This is a genomic window from Sphaerisporangium melleum, from assembly GCF_014646695.1.
GTDB classification, from domain to species: domain Bacteria; phylum Actinomycetota; class Actinomycetes; order Streptosporangiales; family Streptosporangiaceae; genus Sphaerisporangium; species Sphaerisporangium melleum.
The window spans coordinates 172,930-186,831 of sequence record NZ_BMNT01000010.1; the positions used below are offsets into that span (position 1 = coordinate 172,930).

Genomic DNA, 13,902 nt, shown 5'->3' on the forward strand with positions numbered 1-13,902 from the left:
GAGTCGCCCAGATAGGACGCGCGAGCACCTCGGCACGTTGTCATCCGCTCTCAAGTGTTTCCTCTGAGTGCCTTCTTTACCAGGCCCGCCCCAAAACTCCGTACGCCTGTGCCACGATGTGTCGGTGCGAAGGCGAGTGGTTGCGCGGTACTGCTGCCTGGCGCTGATCTTGCTGGTCGCCGCCTGCGCGGTGTTCTGGGTGCGATATAGGTCACCTCTTTACCAGAGTTCGGTGACGGTGGCGTTCGTCACCAAGACCAACCACTTCCAGGGCGAGGTGTACGACCACTTCACCGACAACCACATCTACATGGCGCTGGCCACGGCACGCTATTTCGACAATCCGGGCACCAAGCAGCGGCTCCGCGCCATGGGGGGCACGGCGCTGTTCCAGTTCCAGGTGGCGCACTGGGGCAACGAGGAGCTGCCGGTGTACGGCCAGCCGTACGCGAACCTGCAGGCGCTTTCTGACGACCCCGACGAGGCCAAGGTCACGCTGGACCTCGCGCTCAAGCTGCTGGACAAGAAGCTCGAGAACCTCCAGACCTCGGCGGGCGCGAACGGCCGCGTGATGATCAAGTGGGAGCCGCTCGGCGACGTCATCGGGCCCGTGCGGCAGTCGCTCCAGCGGGGCCGGTCGATGGCCGGCATCGCGCTCATGGTGCTGCTGGCGTCGGTGGCCGTCGCCTTCGCGACACGAGACCGCGGCGCCGACCAGCACAGGCCGCAGCCGGGACGTCCCACGAGGGCGACGGCCGGGCCGCCCCGGCGGTCGCGCCCGCCCCGGGTCGGGGCGGGAACCACCATCTGACCCTCCGCACCGGCGAGATCCGGCACAGCACCACGCTCCCGGCGAGCCCGTTGTGGAGCGTTCCGCGAGACCTACGACCTGGAGTGTTGCGTGTCCGCTACGCCGTCGCGCCGGTACGTCCTGCTCGCCGTGTCCCTCGCGCTCGCCGGCGCGGCCGGCGCGGGCTGCTCCGGCACCGGCTCGGGCGGTGACGGGCGCGAGCCGGTGCCGGCCCAGACCCGCCAGCCGGACCCGCGGCCCTCCTCCGGGCCGGAGACGCGTCCCTCCCCGGAGCCCGGCGACGGCTTCCCCTCGGCCGCCACCACGGGGGTGCGGCCGGGCACGCCGTTGCGCAAGGTGGGCGAGGTGACCGTGCTCAAGCCGGGCGCGGTGGTGGAGAACCTCGAGGTCCACGGCAAGCTCAACATCAAGGCGAACAACGTGACCGTGCGCAACGTCCGGGTGATCGGCGAGGGCGACTGGTCGGTCATCCAGGCCGACGGCGCGTCCGGCGCGGTGATCGAGGACTGCGAGATCTCCGGGAACGGGGTGGTCAAGGCACAGTGGGGGGTGCTGAACCAGGGCGGGGACATCACGGTGCGCCGGGCGAACATCCACACGGTGTCCAACTCCGTGGGCACCGACCACGGGCTCATCGAGGACTCCTACATGCACGACTTCAAGGAGTACCCCGGCGACCACGTGACCGGCCCGCAGGTCAACGGGTCGCCGCGCAAGGGCCTGTCGCTGACCATCCGGCACAACACGATCTTCAACCAGATCTCGCAGACGTCGGCGATCTCGATCTACCAGGACTTCAGCCGCGCGCACGACGTGCTCATCGAGGGCAACCTGCTGGGCGGCGGCGGCTACACGATCTACGGCGGGGCGGGGAAGTTCGGCACGGCGACCGGCATCCGGATCGTCCGCAACGTCTTCACCCGCCGGCTGTTCCCCAAGGGCGGCTTCTGGGGGCCACTGACGTACTTCGACGACAAGGGCAAGGGCAACCGGTTCGAGGACAACGTCTGGGAGGACTCCAAGAAGCCGGTCCTGCCCTGACCCCGGCTCCCGCCGGCCCGTCGTGGTGTCCGGGACGGATACGGCGCGCGATGACCGTCCCCGGCGCCCTGACCGCTCCGGAACCTCCAGCCGCCCGGCCGGGGTCGGTGGTCCCGGCATCCGCTCCCCGATGGGCACGCCCACCCGGCGCGTGAGGAGCCCCGCCAGGCTCCCGGTCTCGGGAGAAGACGCCCCGGAGTACGCGGACGGGCGGCGGGCGGTCATGTCGCGATCGGGGAGTAGGCGTCCTTGAGCAGCAGGCGCGGCTCGCCCGACCCGTCGGCGGGCACCTGCCACACGTCCGAGCTGTCGTCACGCAGCCTGCTGTACATGACCGTGCGGTCGTCGAGCCAGGCCGCCTGGTCGTCCACGTTCGCGGGCTCGGCCAGCGCGGTCTCGCGCCCGGAGCGCAGGTCGAGCACGTACAGCCGCCACGGGTCGGAGGAGTCGCCCATCCGCTTCTTGTAGACGACGCGGGCGCCGTCCGGGGACAGCGAGGGGCACTCGGCGTTCTCCCGCAGCACGCGCATCCGCCGCGTGGTGAAGTCGCCCTGCACCAGGTACGTCTTGCCGGCGCTCGCGGCCGTGGCGTAGAAGCGGTCGTCGTCGGCGGCGAAGGTGACACCCCAGTAGTTCAGGTCGACCGCCCGGTAGGGGCGCCCGTCCTTCTCCAGGGTGAACTCCTCCAGGCTCTTGACCAGCGTGCCGGTGCGGGTGTCCAGGATGCCGGCCCGGGTGGAGAAGCCGACGCTCAGGTAGGAGTCGCCGGCCACGAAGAACGTCCAGGCGGCCATGCGCCCGCTCGCCGAGACCCGCGCCCGGCTCGGGATGCCGGACAGCGGGATCCTCCGCACCTCGCGCAGGCGCCGGTCGAGCACGATGGCCTCGGAGCTGGTGGTGAGGCCGGTGTCGACGCGCAGGCACAGCCCGGTGCCGGCCGCGGCGGCGAACCGCTTGCAGTGCAGGCCCGTGGACCGCGGCACGCCGCCGTCGCCCGGCTCGACCACGATCACCTGGCCGCTTTCGGAGCCGGGCCCGGCCCGTACGACCATCAGCTCGCCGGTGGGCAGGGCCGTCAGGGGCGGGGCGCCGGCCTGCGACGCTCCGGCGGCGGGCGGCGCGCCCGTGGCCTGCGGCGGGGCGGGCGGCGCCGCCTGTGCCCGGGCGCGCAGCACGTACACGGTGCCGACCGTGCCGGCCAGCACGACCGCGACCGCGAGGATCGCGACCCTGGCCCGCACCGGCAGGGTGGACAGGCTCATGACGGCTCACCGGGAGCCAGCAGGCCGTCCCGCTCGGTGTAGAGCTCCTCGGTGCGTGGGCAGCGCCATCGGCCGGGGGCCTCCTCGCGGAGGGTGACACCCGCCCGGCCCACCCAGCCGGCGCGCCGCGCCGGATTGCCGGCGACGAGCGCGAAGTCGGGCACGTCCCTGGTCACCACGGCCCCGGCGGCGACCAGCGCGTACCGGCCGATCGTGCGCCCGGCGAGGATCACCGCGCGGGCGCCGACCGACGCGTTCTCCCGCACGACGACGCCCTCGGCGCTCCAGTCGCCGTCGCGCTTGAGCGCGCCGCCGACGTCGGTGGAGCGGGGGTAGACGTCGTTGGTCAGCACGGCGGCCGGGCCGATGAAGACGCCGTCCTCCAGCACCGCCGGCTCGTACACCAGCGCGTAGTTCTGCAGCTTCACCCGGTCGCCGATCCGCACGCCCGGCCCGACGTACGCGCCGCGCCCGAGGATGCACTGCTCGCCCAGCAGGGCGTCCTCGCGTACCTGGGCGAGGTGCCAGACCACGGTGCCCGCACCGATCTTGGCGGTCGGATCGACGTCGGCGGTGGGCGCGATTCGCGGTTCGGTCATCGGAGACTCCCATTGCGGGTGGATACTTCGGAACTATGCCAAGCGCGAGTGTCATCATCCCGGCCCACAACGAGGCGCGGGTCATCGGCCGGCTTCTCACTCGCCTGCTGGCCGAGGCGGCCCCGGGCGAGTTCGACGTGGTGGTGGTGGCCAACGGTTGCGATGACGACACCGCCGGCGTGGCACGCGGGTTCGGCGTGCGGGTGGTCGAGACGCCGGTGCCGTCCAAGCGCGAGGCGCTGCGCCTCGGCGACCAGGCGGCGAGCAGCCACCCGCGGGTGTACGTGGACGCCGACGTCGAGCTGGGCACGGCCGATCTGCGGGCCCTGCGCGACGCGCTGGCGGACGACGGCGTGGCCGCGCATGGGACCGCTCCAACGACCGCTCCAACGGCCGCTCCGGCGAACACCCCGGCGGTCGCCCCGAACGCTCCAGGGCTCGCTCAGAACGCCCCAGAGGCCGCCCCGGAGGCTTCGGTGACCGCGCAGGACGCCTCCGGGAACGTTCCCGCCCGCGTGGCCACGCCGCTCGCGGCGGCCCCGGAGCGGGCGCTGGTGCTGCGCGACCGTCCCTGGCCGGTGCGCGCCTACTACGCCGTCTGGAGCCGGCTGCCGGCCGTCCGGGAGGGGCTGTTCGGCCGGGGCGTGATCGCGGTGTCCGAGCAGGGCAACCGCCGCCTCATGGACCTGCCCCCGGTCATGGGCGACGACCTCGCGGCCTCGCTGGCGTTCGCGCCGGGCGAGCGGCGCGTGGTGCGCGAGGCGCGTGCGGTGATCCACCCGCCGCGCACGCTCGGCGACCTGCTGCGCCGCCGGGTGCGCGCCGTGACCGTGGTGGCCGAGATCGAGCAGGGCCCGATGAGCGGCCAGGAGGCCCGTACGGGCCCGCGGGACCTGCTGGCCATCGCCAGGCGCGCGCCGTGGCTGCTGCCGCACCTGGCGGTGTTCCTGACCATCACGCTGGTGGCCCGGGCACGCGCGCGCCGCGCCGTACGGGCCGGGGACTACACGACGTGGCTGCGCGACGAGAGCAGCCGCGACTGACGCGGACGCCGAGCGGGGGGTCTCACGCCCTCGTGCGGGCCTGGACGTACTCTTTCACCACCATCCAGGCGAACCGCGTGTTGGTCGACAGATAGCGCGGCCCGAGCCGCAGCGGCTCCTGCAGGAAGCGGTACAGCCACTCGGCGCCGAGCCGCTGCCACAGCGTGGGGGCCCGGCGCACCTTGCCCGCCAGCACGTCGAACGAGCCGCCGACGCCGTGGATCACCCCGGCGTTGATCTCCTCGGCGAACCGCGCGAGGAAGATCTCCTTCTTCGGGGAGGTCATGCCGAGGAACAGCAGGTCGGGCTTGGCCTCGCCGATGCGCGCGGCGACCTCGGCCGCCTGCTCGTCGGTGAAGTAGCCGTCGCGGGCCCCGGCCACCTCCAGCCCCGGATAGCGGTGGCGCACCTCGGCGACCACGCGTTCCAGCACCTCCGGCCGGGCCCCGAGGAAGTACGCCCGGTAGGAGCGGCGCGCGCCCTCGGCCATCAGCTCGGTGAACAGGTCGATGCCGGCCACCCGCTCGGGCAGCGGGTGGCCGAGCAGCCGGGAGGCCCACACGACGGCCTGCCCGTCGGCGAGGACCAGGTCGCAGGAGGTCACCGAGTCGCGCAGCAGGGCGTCCTCGCGCATGTGCACGGCCTTGGCGGCGTTCACCACGCCGATGGTGAGGTTCTCGCGGTTCTCGACGGCCGCCACGCACCGGGCGACGGCCTGCTCCATGGTGAAGGCGTCCAGGGACACCCCGAGGATGTCCCGGCGCGGCGCCGTGGTGCTCACCCCCGTGTCCCTGAGGTGTCGCGGGGCAGGGTGAACAGCCACGCGTAGAGCAGCCAGCCCAGCTCGTACGGGCGGCACTCGCGGTCGACGGCGAGCGGCGGGTAGATGCGGTCGAGCACGCCGATGCGCGACCCCTGGTTGATGGCGCTGGCCACCGCGCGCACGCCGCGCACGATCTTCTTGGGGTCGTCCCGCGCGGCCTTGCGCCAGGTCAGGTCGAGCTCCTCGACGATCAGCTCGTCGTCCACCTCCGGGCGGGAGGTCATCCAGTGCAGGCCGAGGGCGATCTCCTTGAGGTAGGAGGTGCCGCCGGCGTCGGCGAGGTCGAGCAGCGCCATCGGGGCCATGGAGAGCTGGTGGACGCTGTAGACCGGGTAGCCCTCGACGACGCCGCCGGTGCGGGCGTCGTAGTGCCACCACCACTGGCCCTGCGGCCCCTGCGCCTCGCAGATGCCGGCCGCGATCTGCTCGGCGGCGGCCAGGGCCTCGGCGTCCCCGGTGTAGGCGTGCAGGCGAGCCAGGGCCTGCAGGGGGTACACCTGGTCGGCGAAACAGCCGACGTGCGCCCGGTACCAGGAGGCGGGGCCGATGACGTGCCGGTAGAGCCGGTCGCCCCGCAGCCCGGTGAGCAGCCGCTCCCGGGCGGTGGCGAGCGGCCCGTCCAGCGCGGCGTCACCGCTCCCCCGGCGCGCCGCGACCAGCGCGGCCAGCGCCCAGGCCGCCTCGACCGTGTGGACGGGGTCACCCGAGCTCAGCCCGCCCTCCAGCTCGGCGAGGCGGCGCAGCGCGTCCTCCAGCCCGGAGTGGCCGGTCTCGGCGGCGGCCCAGGCGATGAGGGCGGCGTCGCCGAGGTTGGTGACGGCGGGCAGCTCCTTGACCAGGTTGCCGACCAGGTCGTGCACGGTGTCCCCGGCGAGCGCGGCCCGCTGGCCGTCGGCGGGCAGGGCGGCCGCGCCCAGGGCCACGATCGCGCTGTAGCGGACGCTGCGCCCCTCGGGCACGGCCGTCCAGCTCCCGTCGTCGCCGCGCCTGCCGCGCCTGGTGAAGACGAACATGCCGCCGGCGTAGCCGGGGGGAAGCCCGCGGACCGACAGGTCCACCATGCGGTCGGCCAGCTCGGCCGCGGACGCGTCGACCGCGGCGAGCGCGCCGAGGCGGCCCTCGTGGCGGGTCATCGCTCACCCCTGATCTCGGATTCGGAACTCGTACCGGACAACACCTTGGGACCCCCCAGGAGACCAGCGGACCGGTCCGTCCGCCAGTGACAGCGATTTTTCAGCATCTCTCAACGTTTCTCAGTGTTCTCGGCATCTGACGGCCCGATCAGGACCCGGCGGCGTCCCAGCCGCCGCGCCAGCGGTCCCGGACCGCCCACAGCTCGGCCCAGTCGCCGCGCTCGGCCGTCGGCCGGCCCTGCCGGGCGGCGTCCGGGGGCGCCACGCGGCGGCTGAGCGCCGCCCGCAGCCAGACGCCGAACAGCAGCATCGCGACCCCCGCGGGACGCAGCCCGCGCGGGAAGTGGCGGCGGACCACGGTGGCCTTGCCGGTGAACAGCAGCACCAGCTTGTTCAGGCTGGAGGACGACTTGCCGCCCGGGTGGACGAACACCGCGCGGTCGGTGACCATCGGCCGGTGGCCGGCGGCCCGGGCGCGCAGGCACAGGTCGGCGTCCTCGCCGTACATGAAGATGCGCGTGTCGAACCCGCCCACCTCGTCCCAGACGCGCCGGTCGACCAGCATCATGGCTCCGGTGACGATCGGCACCCGCCGCTCCCCGGTCCACACCGACGGGGACTCGGGGTCGAACAGCGGGCGGCCGGGGAACGCCGTGGACAGCCCGGTCGCGAAGCAGAACACCGACCACGGCGTCGGGCGGCCCCACCAGGAGCGGGGGTCGTTCTCCCCGGTCTCGGTCACGCAGCGGCCCCCGACGATGCCGGCCCCCGGATTGCGGGCGGCGCAGTCGAGCAGGGCGGTGAACGCGTCCGGCTGGACCTCGGCGTCGGGGTTGACGAACACCAGGTGGCCGCCGCGGGCGACCTCGGCCCCGGCGACGCACCCCTCGGCGAAGCCGCCGTTGACCGTCCTGGCCACGACGGTGGCCCACGGCGCGGCGGCCCTGACCACCTCGACGGTGTCGTCGGGCGAGTTGTTGTCCACGACGATGACCTCGGCGTCCAGCGCCTTCACCGCGCGCTCGACGGCCGCGAGGCAGCGGCCGATGTACCCGGCGCTGCGGTAGGTCACGATGATCACTGAAAGGTTCATCCGCGGGCCTTCCTGAGCTGCGGGACGGCGAAGGCCAGGGCCAGGCCGAGGCCCGCCGTCATCGTCACGACCGCCGTGCGCGGCCCCTGGGCGGCCCACAGCACGCCGAAGGCCCACGAGGCGGCCATCGCGCCGAGCGCCTGGCCGGTCTGCACGACGGCGAGCCCGGTGGCCCGCCGCTCCTCCGGCAGCAGCGGCCCGGCCAGCGCGCTCACCACGCCGTCGGTGGCCGCGTACGACAGCCCGCGCAGGGCGAGCACGGCGACCAGCACCGCCGGCCCGGGCGGGAGCAGCAGCAGCGCGTAGCACGCGAGGAGGGCGAGGTAACCGCCCGTCACGACGGCGGCCCGGCCGACGCGGTCGGCGAGCCGCCCGAACGGCACCGCGGCCAGCAGGTACGTGCAGGCGACCCCGACCGGCAGCAGCGGCAGCCATCCGGCGTCGATGTCCAGCGTGCGCTGGAGCACGAGGTAGAGGAAGGAGTCACTGATCGTGGTCAGCGACAGGGGCAGCACGGCGACGAGCACCCGCCGGAACGGCCGCCGGCGCAGCAGCTCCACCGCACCGCGCAGCGGCACGGCCCGCCGCCCGGCACCCGCAGCGCCGGAATCACCGGAGGCGCCGGGAGCCGGCGCGGTGACGGCACCCGAGGCGGACGCGGCTCCGGCGCGGGGCTCGCGCTCGGTGCCGGGTTCGCGGACGAACAGGGCGAGGATGAGCACGCCGATCGCGGCGACGCAGCCGCTGACCACGAAGACCGCGTCGTACCCCGAGGCCGCGCCGACGGCGGCGACCACGCCGAACGCCGCGAGCGGGCCCATGAGCGCGCCGGCGGTGTCCATCGCGCGGTGCAGCCCGAAGGCGCGCCCCTGCGCCTCGGCCGGGGCGCTGAGCGAGATCATCGCGTCGCGCGGCGCGGTGCGCAGGCCCTTGCCCGCGCGGTCGAGGCCGATGAGCAGGCCGATCAGCGGCACCGACCGCCCGGCGAGCAGGTAACCGATCTTGCACACCGCCGAGATGGCGTACCCGGCGCCCGCGACCAGCTTGCGGCGGCGGAAGCGGTCGGCGACGTGCCCGCCCGCGAGCCGCAGCACGGCCGTCGCCCCGGTGTAGACCCCGTCCAGCAGGCCGAACTGCATAGGGCTGAGCGCGAGCTGGTAGACGAGGTAGAGCGGCAGGACGGCGGTCACCATCTCGGAGGAGACGTCGGTGAACAGGCTCACCAGCCCGAGCGCGACGACATTGCCCGCCAGCGCCCTGCGGGTGGCGCCACTGCCGGTGGTGCCCGCGCCCGGAACGCCGCCGCCCCCGGCACCGGAGCCACCCGGCTCCGCGCCCGCGCCGCTGGTACCGGAACTCACGCCGGTCGCCGCGCCCTGCACGCCATGGTTCGCGCCGCGCACCCCGGGATTCGCGTCCGCGCCGGTCACGCCGGAGTCCGCGCCGCTCGTCGCGTCAGGCGCGGTGCCGGCGCCGCGCGCGGGAGGCACGCTCGCCGGGGAACGCGCGGCGTCGGACCGGCGGGTCTCGGAGAGGTACATCAGACCCGGCTTCCGGCCAGTGAGGGCCAGGCGGCGTGCAGCGCGTCCCGCCAGTGGCGCATCGGCGCCAGCCCGGCGGCGGCCCAGCGGGCGTGCCCGAGGACGCTGTAGGCCGGGCGCGCCGCGGGCAGCGGGTAGGCCGTGGCCGGGATGGGCCGGACCCGCCCGGGGTCCGCGCCGAGCAGCGTGAAGACCTCCTGGGCCAGCCCGTGCCAGGTCGTCCGCCCGCCGCCGGTGCAGTGGTAGACACCGGGCGGGGCGTGGTAGGCACGCGCCAGCTCCAGCAGCCCCGGGGCCAGGTCGCCGGTCCAGGTGGGCGGCCCGTACTGGTCGTCGACCACGTTGAGGACGTCCCGCGTGCCCTCAAGGTTGATCATGGTCTGCACGAAGTTGCGCCCGCCCGCGCCGTACAGCCAGGCCGTCCGCACGACGTATCCCGTCTCGGGCAGCAGGCCGAGGACGGCGCGCTCGCCGGCCACCTTGCTCCGCCCGTAGGCGTTGAGCGGCCGGGTCGGCGCGTCCTCGGCGTACGGCGCGCGGGCCGTCCCGTCGAAGACGTAGTCGGTGGAGACGTGGACCAGCCGCGCGCCGATCTCGGCGCAGCCCAGCGCGAGGGCGCGCACGCCGTGGCCGTTGACGGCGAGCGCCTCGACCTCGTGGGTCTCGGCGTCGTCGACGGCCGTCCAGCCGGCGCAGTTGACCACGACGTCGGGCCGCTCCTCGCGCAGCAACCGCAGCACCCCGTCGGGGTAGCGCAGGTCGAGCCGGTCGCGCCCGCAGGCCAGCACCTCGGGAGCGTCCGGGTCGTGCTCGGCCGCCGCGGCCACGGCGCCGCCGAGCATGCCGGTCGCGCCGGCGATCAGCAGTCGCTTCACCGAGCACCCTTGAGCGGCTTCCACCAGGACGGGTTGTCGGTGTACCAGCGGACGGTGGCGGCCAGGCCCTCGTCGAAGCCGGTCCGCGGGGCGTACCCCATGGCGCGCAGCCGGGCGTCGTCCAGGGAGTAGCGGCGGTCGTGGCCCTTGCGGTCGGTCACCGGCTCGACCATGCTCCAGTCGGCGTCGAGCTCGGCGAGGATGCGCCGGGTCAGCTCCAGGTTGCTCAGCTCGGCGGTGCCCGCGACGTGGTAGATCTCGCCGGGCTCGCCGCGCTCGGCGACGAGCTGGATGGCCCGGCAGTGGTCGTCCACGTGCACCCAGTCGCGGACGTTGCCGCCGTCCCCGTAGAGCGGGACCTTGCGGCCTTCCAGGATGTTGGTCACGAACAGCGGGACGACCTTCTCGGGGTACTGGTAGGGCCCGTAGTTGTTGCCGCAGCGCGTGATCGACACCGGCAGGCCGTAGGTGACGGCGTAGGCGCGGGCGAGCAGGTCGCCGCCCGCCTTGGCCGCGGAGTACGGCGAGCGCGGGAGCAGCGGGGCGTCCTCGGCCCAGGAGCCCTCCTCGATCGAGCCGTACACCTCGTCGGTGGACACCTGGACGACCTTGGGCGTCCCGGCGGAAAGGCACGCCTGGAGCAGGGTCTGCACGCCGAGCACGTTGGAGCGCACGAACGTCGACGGCCCGTCGATGGACCGGTCGACGTGCGACTCGGCCGCGAAGTTGATGACCAGGTCGTGCCCGGGGACGAGCCGTGCGAGCAGCTCGGCGTCGCAGATGTCGCCGTGCACGAAGGTGTGGCGGCCCTCGACCGGCGCGAGGTTGGCGAGGTTGCCCGCGTACGTCAGCAGGTCGAGCACGGTGACCTCGGCCCCGGCGAACGCCGGGTACCCGCCGTCGAGCAGTGTGCGGACATAGTGCGACCCGATGAAACCGGCTCCGCCGGTGACCAGAACTCTCATGAGCTGATCTGCACCTTGCTGTGATCGCCGAGCACCAACCGGTGGGCTCTGGGGGTGTTGGGAGCGGGCGTGACCTCGACGTCGTGCCCGATCAGGGACGCCTCGATGCGGCGGACCCCATGGATGGACGCGCGCCGCAGCACTATCGAGTACTCGATTTCGCTGTCCACAATCTGACAGTTCTCCGCCACGGAGGTGAACGGCCCGACATAGGAGTCGCGCACCACCGTCCCGGCGCCGATGATCACGGGGCCGACGATGCGCGAGCCGGTGACCAGCGCGCCCGGTTCGACGACGACCCGGCCGATGATCTCGCTGGCCGCGTCCACCTCGCCGTCCAGCCGCTGCTCGACCTCCTCCAGGACCAGCCGGTTGACCTCCAGCATGTCGGCGACGTTGCCGGTGTCCTTCCAGTAGCCGGAGATGACCGTGGAGGCCACCGGGCGGCCGGCGTCGATGAGCCACTGGATCGCCTCGGTGATCTCCAGCTCGCCCCGCCAGGACGGTTTGAGCGCGGCGACCGCCTCGTGCACCGCCGGGGAGAAGATGTAGACGCCCACCAGCGCGAGATCGCTCTTGGGCCGCTCGGGCTTCTCCTCCAGACCGGCGACCCGGCCGGTGGCGTCCAGCTCGGCGACCCCGAACTGCCGGGGGTCGGGCACGCGGGTCAGCATGATCTGGGCGGCCGGCCGCTCCTCCTCGAAACGGCGCACGAGCGGCTCGATGCCGCCGACCACGAAGTTGTCGCCGAGGTACATGACGAAGTCGTCCTCGCCGAGGTACTCGCGGGCGATGAGCACGGCGTGGGCCAGCCCGAGCGGGGCCTCCTGCCGCAGGTAGGTGACCTCCAGACCGAACGCCGACCCGTCGCCGACGGCGGCCTCGATCTCTCTGTGGGTGTCGCCGACGACGATGCCGACCTCACGGACGCCCGCCGCGGCGATGGCCTCCAGCCCGTAGAACAGCACGGGTTTGTTGGCGACCGGCACCAGTTGCTTGGCGGAGGTGTGGGTGATCGGCCGCAGGCGGGTCCCCGACCCGCCGGCGAGCACGAGGGCCTTCACTAGTACGCTCCTCCACCCTTGGTGACGGCCGACCAGGTCTTCCACAGGATTTGCAGGTCGAGGATGAGCGACCAGTTCTCGACGTAGCGCAGATCGAGGCGGACCGACTCCTCCCAGGACAGGTCCGAGCGGCCGCTGACCTGCCACAGGCCGGTCATCCCCGGCTTGACGACCAGGCGGCGGCGCACGTCGGTGCCGTACTGGGCGACCTCCTCGGGCAGCGGCGGACGCGGCCCGACCAGCGACATCTCGCCGCGCAGGACGTTCAGGAGCTGGGGCAGCTCGTCCAGCGAGTAGCGGCGCAGGAAGGCGCCGACCCGGGTGATCCTTGGATCGTTCCGCATCTTGAACAACACGCCGTCGAATTCGTTGTCAACCAGTAACTCGGTCTTGAGCTTCTCGGCGTCCTTGACCATGGTGCGGAACTTGTAGACCTGGAATCCGCGCCCGTCACGGCCCACCCGCGTCTGCTTGAACAGCGCGGGACCGGTGCTGGTGGTGCGCACGAGCGCGGCGATGACCAGCATGGGCAGCGCGAGCACGGTCAGCGCCGCGGTCGCGACGAGCCGGTCGAACAGGCTCTTGACGACCTGGCGCGTCCCGTCGAACTCGGGGTGCTCCACGTGCAGCAGCGGCATGCCGGCCACCGGCCGGATGCTCGTGCGCGGGCCGGCGACGTCCATGAGCGCGGGAGCGACGAACAGCTCGGTGCCCTTGCTCTCGATGCTCCAGGCGAGTCGGCGCAGCGCGGCGCCGTCCAGCTCGGGGCAGGCCAGCACGGCGACCGCGTCGGCGGAGACCTTGTCGGCCACGGTGGCGACGTCGGCGAAGTCGCCGTAGACCGGCACGCCGTCGATGTCGAGCCCGTTGCCGGGGAACTGTCCCGGCGGCAGGCAGGCCGCGACGACGCGCATGCCGTGGTACGGCTGGCGCCGGAACTGCATGACCAGGTCGAGCACCGCGGTCCGGTGGCCGACGGCGACCACCCGCCGGAGGTACTCGCCCTGCGCGCGGCGGCGGTGCAGCCGCTTGCGCATGCGGTAGCGGAACACCAGCGTGAGCGCCGTGGCCAGCGGCAGCATCGCCATGACGTAACTCCTGGCGATCATCGTCTGGGTGGCGTACGCGCCGATCGCCACGGCGGCCGTCAGGCCCACCCCGCCCTCGAAGACCGCGCGGAACTCCTCGCTGCCCTCGCCGTGGCTTTTCTCGCGGTACACCCCGGCCAGCGCCATCGCGCCCGGCCAGACCAGCCCGAGACCGAATCCGAACAACAACTCCGACCACGGGATGAAGGCCCCGAGCCAGAGCCTGAATCCCATGACCGCCTCGCACGCGATCATGGCGCACGCCAGATCGCCCGCGAGGAGAGCCCGCATATAGGAGCGCGTCCAGATACTGGACGCCGTCAGCGGGCCACCGTTGAGAAGCGCGGCGTCACGCTCCTCCAGCCCCACCCTCATGCCCACCCCTACCCTGCTCTCGCCAGACCGTGGTGCCTGCCGGACCGTGCAGATACCAGACGGCCAATGCGCCCCTTTGGTTGACACGTGACGCAAACATCACGAGCGCGGGTACCCGTTCACATCCTAAAGATCGACTTTGTCCGACGAAATAGCTGGGCAATGGCCACATTCGGCCGGTAACGACCA

The 13,902-nt window shown here is 73.1% G+C and carries 13 protein-coding genes; 3 read left to right on the forward strand and 10 right to left on the reverse strand.

Annotated elements, in window-relative coordinates:
• Window positions 1–124 precede the first annotated feature (124 nt).
• Both IEY93_RS11185 and IEY93_RS11190 read left to right on the forward strand, forming a co-directional pair.
• Window positions 125–811, forward strand: a complete 687-nt coding sequence (locus IEY93_RS11185; RefSeq protein WP_189162924.1) for a hypothetical protein — start codon at window positions 125–127, stop codon at window positions 809–811.
• Window positions 812–901: 90 nt separating this feature from the next.
• Complete coding sequence (locus IEY93_RS11190) at window positions 902–1,852, forward strand: right-handed parallel beta-helix repeat-containing protein (RefSeq protein ID WP_189162925.1); 951 nt, start codon at window positions 902–904, stop codon at window positions 1,850–1,852.
• Window positions 1,853–2,073: 221 nt separating this feature from the next.
• Here the strand turns inward: IEY93_RS11190 and IEY93_RS11195 are convergent, their stop codons facing one another.
• A complete protein-coding gene (locus IEY93_RS11195) occupies window positions 2,074–3,114 on the reverse strand; it encodes a TolB-like translocation protein (RefSeq protein WP_189162926.1) in 1,041 nt (346 codons plus the stop codon).
• The gene (locus IEY93_RS11200; protein ID WP_189162927.1) at window positions 3,111–3,713 is read right to left on the reverse strand and encodes an acyltransferase; all 603 of its coding nucleotides are present in this window, start codon (window positions 3,711–3,713) and stop codon (window positions 3,111–3,113) included. The genes IEY93_RS11195 and IEY93_RS11200 overlap by 4 nt, the downstream gene beginning before the upstream one ends.
• Window positions 3,714–3,748: 35 nt before the next feature.
• On the opposite strand from IEY93_RS11200, the gene IEY93_RS38030 reads away from it, so the two are divergent.
• Window positions 3,749–4,756, forward strand: coding sequence for a glycosyltransferase family 2 protein (locus IEY93_RS38030; protein ID WP_203968232.1), 1,008 nt, complete (start codon window positions 3,749–3,751; stop codon window positions 4,754–4,756).
• 22 nt (window positions 4,757–4,778) lie between these two features.
• On the opposite strand, the gene IEY93_RS11210 is transcribed toward IEY93_RS38030, so the two are convergent.
• The 8 genes from IEY93_RS11210 to IEY93_RS11245 all read right to left on the reverse strand — a co-directional run bounded on the left by IEY93_RS11210 (window position 4,779) and on the right by IEY93_RS11245 (window position 13,713).
• A complete protein-coding gene (locus IEY93_RS11210; RefSeq protein ID WP_203968230.1) occupies window positions 4,779–5,537 on the reverse strand; it encodes a WecB/TagA/CpsF family glycosyltransferase in 759 nt (252 codons plus the stop codon).
• On the reverse strand, window positions 5,534–6,712 hold the full coding sequence (locus IEY93_RS11215; protein WP_189162928.1) for a hypothetical protein: 1,179 nt from the start codon (window positions 6,710–6,712) through the stop codon (window positions 5,534–5,536). The genes IEY93_RS11210 and IEY93_RS11215 overlap by 4 nt, the downstream gene beginning before the upstream one ends.
• Window positions 6,713–6,860: 148 nt before the next feature.
• Window positions 6,861–7,805, reverse strand: a complete 945-nt coding sequence (locus IEY93_RS11220; protein WP_189162929.1) for a glycosyltransferase family 2 protein — start codon at window positions 7,803–7,805, stop codon at window positions 6,861–6,863.
• A complete protein-coding gene (locus IEY93_RS11225) occupies window positions 7,802–9,346 on the reverse strand; it encodes an MFS transporter (RefSeq protein WP_203968228.1) in 1,545 nt (514 codons plus the stop codon). Before IEY93_RS11225 ends, IEY93_RS11220 begins: the two co-directional genes overlap by 4 nt.
• On the reverse strand, window positions 9,346–10,221 hold the full coding sequence (gene rfbD, locus IEY93_RS11230; RefSeq protein WP_229691042.1) for a dTDP-4-dehydrorhamnose reductase: 876 nt from the start codon (window positions 10,219–10,221) through the stop codon (window positions 9,346–9,348). Before rfbD ends, IEY93_RS11225 begins: the two co-directional genes overlap by 1 nt.
• Window positions 10,218–11,186 (reverse strand): dTDP-glucose 4,6-dehydratase, encoded by a 969-nt coding sequence (gene rfbB / locus IEY93_RS11235; RefSeq protein ID WP_189162930.1) that lies wholly within the window; start codon window positions 11,184–11,186, stop codon window positions 10,218–10,220. The genes rfbD and rfbB overlap by 4 nt, the downstream gene beginning before the upstream one ends.
• Complete coding sequence (locus tag IEY93_RS11240; protein ID WP_189162931.1) at window positions 11,183–12,250, reverse strand: glucose-1-phosphate thymidylyltransferase; 1,068 nt, start codon at window positions 12,248–12,250, stop codon at window positions 11,183–11,185. The genes rfbB and IEY93_RS11240 overlap by 4 nt, the downstream gene beginning before the upstream one ends.
• Complete coding sequence (locus tag IEY93_RS11245; RefSeq protein ID WP_189162932.1) at window positions 12,250–13,713, reverse strand: sugar transferase; 1,464 nt, start codon at window positions 13,711–13,713, stop codon at window positions 12,250–12,252. Before IEY93_RS11245 ends, IEY93_RS11240 begins: the two co-directional genes overlap by 1 nt.
• Window positions 13,714–13,902: the final 189 nt, after the last annotated feature.